This is a genomic window from Aeromonas mytilicola subsp. aquatica (assembly GCF_044336385.1).
Taxonomy (GTDB): Bacteria; Pseudomonadota; Gammaproteobacteria; order Enterobacterales; family Aeromonadaceae; genus Aeromonas; species Aeromonas rivipollensis.
Genome location: NZ_CP172298.1, coordinates 1,937,988 through 1,948,957 on the forward strand (window position 1 = coordinate 1,937,988; position 10,970 = coordinate 1,948,957).

The 10,970-nt window shown below is 63.8% G+C and carries 10 protein-coding genes and 1 other RNA gene; 5 read left to right on the forward strand and 6 right to left on the reverse strand.

Annotated features, from left to right (window positions below; genetic code table 11):
* Window positions 1–34: 34 nt before the first annotated feature.
* From ACFWHB_RS08975 to zapA, 6 genes are all read right to left on the reverse strand, one after another.
* Window positions 35–1,003 (reverse strand): substrate-binding domain-containing protein, encoded by a 969-nt coding sequence (locus ACFWHB_RS08975; protein ID WP_234566827.1) that lies wholly within the window; start codon window positions 1,001–1,003, stop codon window positions 35–37.
* 115 nt (window positions 1,004–1,118) lie between these two features.
* Window positions 1,119–2,111, reverse strand: coding sequence for an ABC transporter permease (locus ACFWHB_RS08980; RefSeq protein ID WP_290029725.1), 993 nt, complete (start codon window positions 2,109–2,111; stop codon window positions 1,119–1,121).
* Window positions 2,092–3,579: a sugar ABC transporter ATP-binding protein gene (locus ACFWHB_RS08985; protein ID WP_395949999.1), complete on the reverse strand. Its 1,488-nt coding sequence runs from the start codon at window positions 3,577–3,579 to the stop codon at window positions 2,092–2,094. Before ACFWHB_RS08985 ends, ACFWHB_RS08980 begins: the two co-directional genes overlap by 20 nt.
* A 48-nt stretch (window positions 3,580–3,627) precedes the next feature.
* A complete protein-coding gene (locus ACFWHB_RS08990; protein ID WP_395950000.1) occupies window positions 3,628–4,644 on the reverse strand; it encodes a LacI family DNA-binding transcriptional regulator in 1,017 nt (338 codons plus the stop codon).
* Window positions 4,645–4,847: 203 nt separating this feature from the next.
* Window positions 4,848–5,030: non-coding RNA, 6S RNA (gene ssrS / locus ACFWHB_RS08995), on the reverse strand.
* A 16-nt stretch (window positions 5,031–5,046) separates the two neighbouring features.
* Complete coding sequence (gene zapA, locus ACFWHB_RS09000; RefSeq protein WP_025327271.1) at window positions 5,047–5,379, reverse strand: cell division protein ZapA; 333 nt, start codon at window positions 5,377–5,379, stop codon at window positions 5,047–5,049.
* Between the two features lie 173 nt (window positions 5,380–5,552).
* Between zapA and ACFWHB_RS09005 the strand changes: the two genes are divergently transcribed.
* The 5 genes from ACFWHB_RS09005 (at window position 5,553) to gcvH (ending at window position 10,826) form a co-directional block, all read left to right on the forward strand.
* The gene (locus tag ACFWHB_RS09005) at window positions 5,553–6,122 is read left to right on the forward strand and encodes a UPF0149 family protein (RefSeq protein ID WP_163148693.1); all 570 of its coding nucleotides are present in this window, start codon (window positions 5,553–5,555) and stop codon (window positions 6,120–6,122) included.
* Window positions 6,123–6,330: 208 nt separating this feature from the next.
* The gene (gene ubiH / locus ACFWHB_RS09010) at window positions 6,331–7,554 is read left to right on the forward strand and encodes a 2-octaprenyl-6-methoxyphenyl hydroxylase (RefSeq protein WP_395950001.1); all 1,224 of its coding nucleotides are present in this window, start codon (window positions 6,331–6,333) and stop codon (window positions 7,552–7,554) included.
* Between the two features lie 99 nt (window positions 7,555–7,653).
* The gene (locus tag ACFWHB_RS09015) at window positions 7,654–8,874 is read left to right on the forward strand and encodes an FAD-dependent 2-octaprenylphenol hydroxylase (protein WP_395950002.1); all 1,221 of its coding nucleotides are present in this window, start codon (window positions 7,654–7,656) and stop codon (window positions 8,872–8,874) included.
* Window positions 8,875–9,261: 387 nt separating this feature from the next.
* Window positions 9,262–10,359: a glycine cleavage system aminomethyltransferase GcvT gene (gene gcvT, locus ACFWHB_RS09020; RefSeq protein WP_395950003.1), complete on the forward strand. Its 1,098-nt coding sequence runs from the start codon at window positions 9,262–9,264 to the stop codon at window positions 10,357–10,359.
* Between the two features lie 77 nt (window positions 10,360–10,436).
* Complete coding sequence (gcvH, locus tag ACFWHB_RS09025) at window positions 10,437–10,826, forward strand: glycine cleavage system protein GcvH (protein WP_025327266.1); 390 nt, start codon at window positions 10,437–10,439, stop codon at window positions 10,824–10,826.
* Window positions 10,827–10,970 lie beyond the last annotated feature (144 nt).

The following is a 10,970-nucleotide window of genomic DNA, read 5'->3' on the forward strand; positions in this document are numbered from 1 at the left end:
GAAGGGGAGGCCGGGGCTCTCACATATGACAGCCTTAGAACGGGGAGTCGGGGAAGTAGAACTCCTTGGCCGTCTGCGGGGTGATCAGCACAGAGGGGATGATGGTGTTGGCCGGCAGCCGTTCGCCCTTGAGGCGAGCCTCTGCGGTCAGCATGATGGCGTCATACATGAACTTGGGGGAGTAGGAGACGTTGGCCTGGATGCGGGGATCGCTGCCCTCCATCAGTGTCTTGATCGCCCCCTTGGCCCCGGCGCCGCCAAACACCAGCTTGATGTCGGTGCGCTTGGCCTGATCGATGGCCTTGATCACCCCCACCGCCATGTCGTCATCGGCGGCCCAGACGGCGTCTATGTGCTTGAAGCGGGTCAGGAAGTCCTGCATCACCTTGAAGGCATCATCCCGGTTCCAGTTGCCATATTTGGCATCGAGGATCTTGATGCCGCCGTGCTGCTTCATCACGCCGCTGAAGGCATCGAAGCGCTCGTTGTCCAGGGTGGTGGGAATACCGCGCAGGGCGACTATGTCTCCCTTCCCATTGAGGGTCTTGGCGATGAACTCGGCGGGCAGCTTGCCAAAGGCGGTGTTGTCCCCGGCCACGTAGGCATCCTGGGCGCTGGTGTCCGTCAGCCCCCGATCGACCACGGTGACATAGACCCCCTTCTGCTTGACCTGGGCGACCGGCTTGGTCAGGGAGGCTGACTCGAACGGGAAGATGACCAGCGTATCCATCTTGTTGACCGTCAGCAGATCCTGCAACTGGTTGGCCTGTTCAGGGGCATTGGCGGCGGTCTTGACGATCACCTTGAGATCGGGATGGGCCTTCTCGAGATCCTCCTTGGCCTTGTTGGCCCACCAGACGATGCCGGCGGTGAAGCTGTGGGTCGCGGTCGGGATGGAGACCCCCAGTGTCATCTTCTCGGCTGCCGAGGCACTGCCGGCAGCGATCATCAGGGCGCAGGCGCCCAGGGTGTGTAGCGTTAAGTTGTGTAGCATCTTGTTCATCTTGATAGCCTCTTGACTGTTGGGCTGCTGCCCGTTCCTTGTCGCAGGCGAGGGGAGACCCCGCCACTGGTGTCATTGCCGTTTCTTCGCTTTCATCTTCCTGTCCACAACAGCCTCAACGCCTGTGTTGCATGAAGGCAACCATGATGATCACTATGCCCTGCACGGCGGCATTGAGGTAAACACTGATGATGCTGGTCAGATTGAGGATATTGCTGATGACCGACAGCAGTATGGCGCCCACCAGGGTGCCGAAGATGCGCCCCTCTCCACCCTTGAGGGAGGTGCCCCCCACCACCACGGCGGCGATGGCCTCCAGCTCCCACAAGAGCCCTGTGGTGGGAGTGGCGGATCCCAGACGCGGCACATAGAGCAGGGTGGCGATGCCGACGCAGAGCCCGAGCAGCGCATAGGTGAGCAGCTTGACCCTATCGACCCGGATGGCGGCATAGCGCGCCACCTGCTCGTTGGAGCCGATGGCCTGCACATGGCGGCCGAAAGCGGTGCGGTTGAGCAGCAGCCCCCCCGCCAGCGCCACCAGCAGCAGGACCCAGACCGGGATGGGCACCCCCAGCAGGCTGCCGTAATAGACGGGGCTGTAGCTATCGCTGAGGGCATCGTCCAGGGTCAGGGCGCCGCCATCGGCCAGATAGGTCAGGACGGCCCGAAAGATGCCGAGGGTGCCCAGGGTGACGATAAAGGGCTCAATCCTGCCTTTGGTGATGAGCAGGCCATGACCGGCGCCAAACAGCAGGCCGAGCAGCAGGGCCAGCCCTATGCCGAGCACAACCACCAGCAAAGGGGCATCCACCAGCACCCCGGCACCGAGCCGGTTCATGATGAGGATCATGGCCCCGGCGATCAGGGCGGCCATGGCACCGACCGAGAGATCGATGCCGCCGGACATGATAACGAAGGTCATGCCCACCGCTATGATGCCGATGAAGGCGGTGCGGGTCAGCACGTTGAGAAGGTTGTCCAGGGTGGCGAAGTCGGGGTTGAGCAGGGCGCCGAGCAGGCACAGCAGGATCAGCCCCAGCAGCGGGCCAGTCGCCGATAGCAGGGAGAGCAACCGCTCTTTGCGAGTATCAGTGGGTACCGGTTGCATAGGCGATCAACTCCTCTTCGGTCAGATGATGGGCGGGCAGCACCGCCTGGAGGCGGCCAGCCCGCAGCACGGCGACTCTGTGGCACAGGCCGATCAGCTCGATCAGCTCGCTCGAGATGACGATGACGGCGCGCCCCTCGGCGGCCAGTCGCTGGATCAGGAAATAGATGTCACGTTTGGCGCCCACATCCACCCCCCGTGTGGGCTCGTCGAGGACGATGACCCTGGGGTCCGGGTGCAGGAACTTGGCGAGGGCCAGCTTTTGCTGATTGCCCCCCGACATCATGCGGGCCCGGGCCGAGTGGGAGCCGGCCTTGATGCCGAAATCATTGATGGCCCGGGTGAGGGCCGCCTGCTCGGCTCCCTTGTCCAGCCAGGGGTGGGCATAGCGCGCCAGCGTCATCAGGGTGAGGTTCTCGGCCAGCCCGAGGTCGATGTGCAGCCCCTTGCCCTTGCGATCCTCCGGCAGATAGGTGAGCCCCTGGCGCATGGCGGTGAGCGGGCTGTCGATGCGCACGGCCTTGCCCGCCAGCTGGATGCGGCCCCCCTTGCGCTCGCGCAAGCCTAGGATGGCCTCGAAGGCCTCGGTGCGACCGGCCCCCACCAGTCCGGCGAAGCCATAGATCTCGCCGCTGCGCACCTCGAAATCGAGACTATCCACCCAGCCGGTGACGCAGAGCCCGCTCACCGCGAGGGCTATCTCTGTGCCCTCCGGCGGCGGCAGCCTGGGGGGGAACATGTCCGACATCTCGCGTCCCACCATGAGGTTGGCCATCTGCTGGCGGGTTAAGGACGCCGTCTCCCCCCGGCTGACGAAGCGACCATCGCGCATGACCACCACCTCGTCGGTGATCTGCTTGACCTCGTCCAGCTTGTGGGAGATGTAGATGATGGTGGTACCCTGGGCCTTGAGCCTGGCGATGAGGGCGAACAGCCGCGCCGTCTCCCCCGGGGTCAGGGTGGCGGTCGGTTCATCCATGATCAGCAGGCGGGCCTGGCGTGACAGCGCCTTGGCTATCTCCACCAGCTGCTTCTCCGCGACGATAAGCTGCCGTACCTTGGTGGCAGGGGCGCGTTGCAGCCCGACCTGCTCCAGATAGTGCTGCGCCCGGGTCGCCATGGTGCGCTCGTCCAGCAGGCCGCCCCTGGTCAGCTCATGGCCGAGGAAGAGGTTCTGGGTCAGGGTCAGGTGCTCGGCCAGGTTGAGCTCTTGATGAATGAGCACTATGCCCGCCTGCTCCGCCTCGCGGGAGGAGCTCCAGCTGCGCTCCTCGCCATCGATGCGGACCACACCGGCGCTGATGGACTCGTAACCGGCGAGGATCTTCATCAGGGTGGACTTGCCGGCGCCATTCTCCCCCAGCAGGCCGTAGACCCGCCCCGGCGCCAGGCTGAAGTCTACCCCGTGCAGCACCCGGATGGGGCCGAAGTCCTTGCAGACGCCGCTAAATTCAACACTGAGACTCATCAGCTTCTCCTTTGATGTTGATCCCGTTCGGTCTGCTGGTGGCGTGCATCAGGCGCTGGCTCTGCTGACGAGCCTATGGGGGAGCAGGCGTCCGATCAGAGGAGTGTCTGGGGCGTTCAGGCGCTGCAGCAGCAGCTGGGCGGCCTCGGCACCGAGCGCCTCCATGGGTTGCGCCATTGTGGTGAGCGGTGGATTGAGCTGGGCGGCCATGGGTATGTCATCGAAACCCATGATGGCGATGTCGTCCGGGATGCGCAGCCCCGCCTCCTGCAAGCGGTGCATCAGGCCTATGGCCAGCGCATCGGCGACGGCGAAGATGGCGGTGGGGCGCTGCGGGCAGTCGAGCAGTTGCTGCGCCGCCTCGGCCCCGGCCAGGAAGCTGAGGCTGGTGACCCGGATATTCCACTCATCCGCCAGCGCGAGGCCGGCTTCTGCCAGGGCCTGGCGGACCCCGGCCTCCCGCTGGCGGGCATAGAGGTAGGCGGGATCCGCGCCTATGAACGCGATGCGGCTGTGGCCCCGGCTCAGCAGATAGCGGATCGCTTCCGCCGCCGCTCCCTGGTTATCTATGCCCACGTAGGGAACCGGCATGGCGGGATCAAACTCGCAGCAGGCAACCCAGGGCAGCGCGTTGATCTCCTGGCTCAGTCCCTGCTGGATGGAGTCGGGATCCAGGCAGATGGCGCCGTCGGCTCTGTGGGTGCGCAGCAGTTCGAAGGCCGAGCGCTCCCGGCCAGGGTCGGCGCCGGTGTCGCACAGCAGCACGAAGTAGCCGTGCTGGCGGGCTACCCTGTCTATGCCGCGCACTATCTCGATGTAGAAGGGGTTGCCGAGGTCGGGCACCATGATGAGCAGCAGCCAGCTTCTGGCGGTGCGCAGGCTGTTGGCCAGCTGATTGACGCGATAGCCGAGCTCCTCGACGGCGCGGTTGACCTTGGCCTGGGTCTTGCCGGTGACGCCCTCCTGATGGTTCAGCACCCTGGAGACGGTGGCGACCGACACCCCGGCCCGCGCCGCGACGGCGGCCATGGAGACGGGATTGACGGGGGCGGGGGAGCGGCGCATTCCTGGTTCCTGTGGTTGAAATGTAATCGATTACATTTTTAGGTGATACAGGGACAGTTCGCAAGGTGGAAGTAACAAAAAAACAACAATCAGATATCGCGTTGATATTGTGCGTATTTTTAATGGCGATTTTGCTGCGAAGGGGGCTGAGTGGGGGGAACGAATAAAAAAAGCCCGTCATATCAATGACGGGCTCTTGCACTAGGTACCCCGGAGATGCCGTTGCCGGTTTGGGCCCTTGAACCGTGAGTTCAAGGCGGAGTCCTAAACTGGCCGCAGGCTTCTCGGTCGGGCCGAGCATGCGCAATAGTCAGAAGATAGAACTCCTGTTGGGTATGATTATCGGCTCGGGGACTTGAACCGGCTGACGCACACCCCAGGGAATTTTAAAACGGGTCGCGCTTAGGGCTTAAGGCCCTCATCGCTGGAATCACCATATTGTCCGTGCTCGATCAAGGCCGCTTCTATGGTGCGCTGCAGCATCTTGATCCGCTTGTCCATGGTCTCAGAGTATTGGTGGTTCTTGTCTTTTTCAAGGCAGAGCTCATGACAGAAATTGAGCGCCGCCATGATGGCAAGCTGTTCATTGCTGGAGACCTTGGAGCGTTGACGCAGCTCGATAAGCTTGTCACTCAGCTGGTCGGCGGCCTGGCGCAGGGCATCCTGTTGTCCCAAGGGACAGGATACCTTGTAGGGACGTCCCAAAATGACGATTTCTACGGCCTCTATGCTCATGCCTTCCTCAATACGGCGGGGCTGATTCCCGCCTTTATCCACGTGGACAACTGGGCGGGACTATATAGCGCAGATGCAGAAGTTTCAAGGCCTTGCTGGCTCTGGGAGGGGGAGAATGCTAGGATCTCGGCCATAATTTTTGCATATTTGCCTGAACTTTGAGCGGATCTTCGATGAGCAAAACGAACCCCCTGAAATACATGGCCGTGGCCGACCTGATGGAGCAGCACGAGCTGATGGCGACGGCTGTCGAGGCCCATGGCGTGATTTGCGGCCTGGTGTGCGGTGGCGTGGTACTGGATGACAAGAGCTGGCTGCCCCCTTTCAACGATCTGATCAACGATGGTTTCGGCCTGCCGGCGCCGGTGCGCCAGGTGATGACAGATCTCTATCAGGGTGTCATCGAGAGCCTGATGGCGCAAAAAGGGGTCGAGCTGCTGCTGCCAAGCGACGAGGCACCCCTCGACGAGCGCATCGATGCCCTGGTGGACTGGTCCCAGGCCTTCCTGGCCGGTTTCGGCGTGGTGCAGCAGGAGCTCTCCAAGGCCTCCGAGGAGCTGCAGGAGATGATCCAGGACATCGCCAGCATCACCCAGGTCTCCGCGGAGTTCGATCAGGAGGATGACGAGAACGAAGCCTCCTTCCTGGTGCTCTACGAACACGTGCGCCTCGGGGTCATGATGGCGTTCGAGGAGTTTGGCAAGCGCCCGGATACCCCGAGCGCCCCACCGACCCTGCACTGAATCCCGGAAGAGTCCCCACACTGACATAGAAAAGAGCGCCGGATGGCGCTCTTTTTACGTGACGGCTCTGCCAGGGGGGAGGGGGCGCTCGGCGCCGTCTTGCATGCCAACTGACGGTGCCAAATCGGTTTTTTGCCCGTGGCCTCGCATCCCGTCTCCCGGCTTTGTGATAGCATTGGCCCACGTTTTTAGCCTATGCCCTCTTCTCATGTCTCATTCTGATCCGGTTCACGTCGACGTGGCTATCGTCGGCGGTGGTATGAGCGGCGCCGTGCTGGCCCTCTCCCTCGCCGCCCTGAAAGGGCCGAGCGGTGCCCCCCTGCAGATCCTGCTGCTGGAGGCGAGCGCCCCCGAACTTCATCGCCATCCCGGCTTCGATGCCCGCGCCATCGCGCTCTCCGCCGGCACCTGCGAGGCGCTGGCCCGTCACGGGCTCTGGTCCCGTTTCGCCCCTCACTGCGCCCCCATCACCCATATCCATGTCTCGGATCGGGGCCACTGCGGCCAGACCCGGCTCACGGCGGCGCAGTTTGGTCTGCCCGCCCTCGGCCAGGTGATCGAACTCTCTGCCGCCGGCATAGAGCTGCAGCAGGCGATGGACGCCACCGCGAACATCAGGCTGTGCTGTCCGGCCCAGCTTTCGACCATAGCGCCGCAGGAGGAGGGGGTGACCCTGACCCTCGCCAGCGGCGAGCGCTATCAGACCCGGCTGCTGGTGGCGGCCGATGGGGGCAACTCCTTCGTGCGCCAGCACTTCAAGCTGCCGGTCAGTCGCCATGACTATGAGCAGAGCGCCATCATCGCCACGGTCAAGACCGCCGAGGATCCCGCCGGCCGGGCCTTCGAGCGCTTCACCGAAGGGGGCCCGCTGGCACTGCTGCCCATGCAGGAGGGGCTCTCCTCCCTGGTGTGGAGCGTCGCCCGGGACGAGGCGCAAGCCCTGATGGCGCTGGATGACGCCGCCTTTCTGGCCCGCCTGCAGCAGGCCTTTGGCTGGCGGCTCGGGCGCTTCGTGCGCACAGGGGCGCGTCACCTCTACCCTCTGGTGCTGACGGTGGCCGACTATCCGCTGGCCCAGCGTACCGTGCTGGTGGGCAATGCCGCCCATCTGCTGCACCCCATCGCCGGCCAGGGCTTCAATCTCGGCATGCGCGATCTGGACTTGCTCACCCAGGCGATGGCCCGGGCGCTTGCAGCCGGGGAGGACATCGGCAGTTTCGAGGTGCTGAGCGCTTACTGGCAGCAGCGCAAGGGGGATCAGGAGCAGACCATCTGGCTCACCTCCTCCCTGGCCCAGCTCTTCTCCAACGGCCATGCGCCCCTGGTGGCTGGCCGCAATCTGGCGCTCTCCCTGATGGGGCGACTGCCTTGGCTGCAGGCGCCGCTTGCCTCCCGCACCCTGGGGTTCGTCGCCGACCTGTGTCGAAAATGAGGTGTGCCGAGAAGAGGCCGCAGCGGACAACTTGATGAGGGGATGCCAGCGGGCGTCCCCCTGCTGATCCCGGCGATCAGCCACCAAAGGATAGAGATGATGCAGATGCAAAATGTGGATGTGGTGATTGTGGGGGGCGGCATGGTGGGCCTTGGGCTCGCCGCCGCCCTCAAGAACAGTGCGCTCAAGGTCGCCATCGTCGAGGGGCAGTTGCCCGACACCGGGCTCGGGGAGGCACCGGACAACAGGGTCAGCGCCCTTAGCCTCGCCAGCCAGCGCATCTTGCAGGGGGTCGGTGCCTGGGACGGGATAGTGGCGCGGCGCCTGCAACCCTATGGCAGCATGGAGGTGTGGGAGCAGGACAACTTCGGCCATATCGGCTTCGATGCCGCCAGCTTGCGCCAACCGGCACTCGGCCACATAGTCGAAAACCGGGTCATCCAGCTGGCGCTGCTCGATGCCATTGCGGGGGCGAGCAACATCAGCCTGCTCACCCCGGCCCGGGCCCAGAGCCTGCAAGTGAGCGATGCGGGGGCCCTGTTGCTGCTGGAAGATGGCCGCGCCCTCTCGGCTAAAGTGGTGGTGGCCGCCGACGGTGCCCACTCCTGGGTGCGCCGCCAGGCCGACATCCCACTCACCAGCTGGGACTACGGCCACCACGCCCTGGTGGCGACGGTGCGCAGTGCCGAGCCCCACGAGGCGGTGGCCCGCCAGATCTTCACCCCCGACGGCCCGCTCGCCTTCCTGCCCCTGTGGCAATCCGACCTCTGCTCCATCGTCTGGTCGGTGCCCGCCGTGCGGGCCGAGGCGCTGTGCGCCCTGGATGACGAAGGGTTCAATCGCCAGCTGACCGCCGCCTTTGATGGGCGGCTGGGATTGTGCAAGGTGGAGGGGCCCCGCAGCGCCATCCCGCTCACCGCCCGCTACGCCCGGGACTTTGCCCGCGAGCGGCTGGTGCTGGTGGGGGATGCGGCCCACACCATACACCCGCTGGCGGGGCAGGGGGTCAACCTGGGTCTGCTGGATGCGGCGGCCCTGGCCGAGCAGCTCCTCAAGAGCCAGAGCGCGGGGGCGGATATCGGCCTGCTGGCCAACCTGCGCGGCTATGAGCGCTGGCGCAAGAGCGAGGCTGCCCGCATGTTGGCGGCGATGGAAGGGCTCAAGCGGCTATTTGGTGGCAGCCACCCCCTCAAGAAGCTGGTGCGCGGGGTGGGATTGCGGGCCGTCGATGGTCTGGCGCCGCTCAAACAAGGGGTTATTCGGGCAGCCATGGGGTTAGAGGGTGAGCTGCCCGCCCTGGCCAAGGGTGAAAAAATCTAATCTTACTCCCGGGTTTTGACAATAAAACTAATCTGACAAGGCTGAATGCCCCTCCGGGGTGTCAGCCTTTAATGTTGGCGGGAAGCGAAACGTTTTTCTGTAAATTGTGACGTAACGGTAAAAATCAACATTAAATCTCGTGCATGCCGGGTTTGTACTGTTTTTATCACTGTTTTTGTCTTAGTGTCTGGTGTCAGTTTGTCGGGGCGGTATTAGTTTTTTTTGAGCGGCACCCAGGCGCTCTTGTCATATAATCCGCACCGTTCAAGGAATCACTCCTGCCCCACGGGTGGGAACGAGCACAGACCTTGTGGTCCGCCCTCCCGCTGTGCTGGGGAGCCGGAGCGGATTGCGAGCGTTGTCGCGAACGCTTAAGGAAACACAGCGATGATCCAGACTACTGTACTGCATCCCAAACACCTGGAAGCTGGCGCCAAGATGGTGGACTTCCACGGTTGGGAAATGCCCATCAACTACGGCTCCCAGCTGGAAGAGCACCACGCGGTGCGCAGCGATGCGGGCATGTTCGATGTCTCCCACATGACCATCGTCGATTTGACCGGCGAGCGGGTCAAAGCCTTCCTGCAACACCTGCTGGCCAACGACGTGGCCAAGCTCACCGTCCCCGGCAAGGCCCTCTACAGCGGCATGCTCAACCCGGAAGGCGGCGTCATCGATGACCTCATCACCTATTTCCTGACCGATACCTTCTACCGCCTGGTGGTGAACTCCGCCACCCGCGAGAAGGATCTGGCCTGGATCCGTCACCACGCCATCGACTTTGGGGTGAGCGTGACCGAGCGCCCGGAGCTTGCCATGATCGCGGTGCAGGGCCCCAACGCCAAGGCCAAGGCGGCCAAGGTGTTCACCCCCGAGCAAAATGCGGCTGTCGAGGGCATGAAGCCTTTCTTCGGTGTGCAGGCCGGTGATCTCTTCATCGCCACCACAGGCTACACAGGCGAAGATGGCTACGAAATCGTGGTCCCCCAGGAGAAGGCGTGCGATCTGTGGCAGGCCCTGCTGGACAACGGCGTGGCCCCCTGCGGCCTCGGCGCCCGTGACACCCTGCGTCTGGAAGCGGGCATGAACCTCTACGGCCAGGACATGGACGAGTCAATCTCGCCCCTGGCCGCCAACATGGCCTGGACCCTGGCCTGGGAGCCTGCCTCCCGCCAGTTTATCGGTCGCACCGCCCTGGAAGACCAGAAGGCCGCCGGCACTAGCCCTAAGCTGGTGGGTCTGGTGATGATCGATAAAGGGGTGCTGCGTGCCGGCATGCCGGTCACCTTCACCACAGCAAGCGGCGAGACTCGGGAGGGGGTGATCACCTCCGGCTCCTTCTCCCCCACCCTGGGCTACAGCATCGCGCTGGCGCGGGTGCCCCGTGATATCGGTGCCGAGGCCCAGGTGGAGATCCGCAAGAAGCTGGTCACCGTGAAGGTCACCAAGCCGGCCTTCGTGCGCAACGGCCAGCCCCTGGTGTAATCATTGATTGCGGTGAAGGGTGTCCCTTCGCCGACCCCATTTTGTTGAAGCGATCCAAGAGCATAAAGGAAGCACAAATGAGCCATATCCCGAGCGAACTGAAATATGCCACCTCCCACGAGTGGGTCCGTGTTGAAGCCAACGGCGAGGCCGTGATCGGTATCACCGAGCACGCCCAGGATCTGCTGGGTGACATGGTGTTCGTCGATCTGCCGGAAGTGGGCAAGCAGGTGAGTGCCGGCGAAGATTGCGCCGTGGCCGAGTCGGTGAAAGCCGCCTCCGACATCTACAGCCCGGTGAGTGGCGAGATCCTGGCCATCAACGAAGAGCTGGAAGGCAGCCCCGAGCTGGTCAACTCCGACCCCTACGGTGCCGGCTGGCTGTTCCGTATCAAGCTGGATGACGCGGGCGAGCTCGCCAACCTGCTGGATGCCGAAGGCTACCAGAACGTGGTGGACGAAGAGTGATGCCCCCGGGCCCTGCCAACACAGCAGGGCCCCTTTGTATGACCGCCAGCCGGGTACACGCCGGCCGGCGGAAGGGTGAAGTCGCCCGAGCCTGCCGTTTGCCAGCCTGGCCTTGCCAGGGGGCAAGCGGGTCGGTACGCCACA

Excerpts from the sequence above, each read along its gene's own strand:
- ACFWHB_RS08975 (WP_234566827.1), bottom strand. The coding sequence starts at position 1,003 with ATGAACAAGATGCTACACAACTTAACGCTACACACCCTGGGCGCCTGC.
- ubiH (WP_395950001.1), top strand. The coding sequence starts at position 6,331 with ATGTCTCATTCTGATCCGGTTCACGTCGACGTGGCTATCGTCGGCGGT.
- ACFWHB_RS09015 (WP_395950002.1), top strand. The coding sequence starts at position 7,654 with ATGCAGATGCAAAATGTGGATGTGGTGATTGTGGGGGGCGGCATGGTG.
- gcvH (WP_025327266.1), top strand. The coding sequence starts at position 10,437 with ATGAGCCATATCCCGAGCGAACTGAAATATGCCACCTCCCACGAGTGG.
- ACFWHB_RS09005 (WP_163148693.1), top strand. The coding sequence starts at position 5,553 with ATGAGCAAAACGAACCCCCTGAAATACATGGCCGTGGCCGACCTGATG.
- zapA (WP_025327271.1), bottom strand. The coding sequence starts at position 5,379 with ATGAGCATAGAGGCCGTAGAAATCGTCATTTTGGGACGTCCCTACAAG.
- ACFWHB_RS08990 (WP_395950000.1), bottom strand. The coding sequence starts at position 4,644 with ATGCGCCGCTCCCCCGCCCCCGTCAATCCCGTCTCCATGGCCGCCGTC.
- ACFWHB_RS08980 (WP_290029725.1), bottom strand. The coding sequence starts at position 2,111 with ATGCAACCGGTACCCACTGATACTCGCAAAGAGCGGTTGCTCTCCCTG.
- ACFWHB_RS08985 (WP_395949999.1), bottom strand. The coding sequence starts at position 3,579 with ATGAGTCTCAGTGTTGAATTTAGCGGCGTCTGCAAGGACTTCGGCCCC.
- gcvT (WP_395950003.1), top strand. The coding sequence starts at position 9,262 with ATGATCCAGACTACTGTACTGCATCCCAAACACCTGGAAGCTGGCGCC.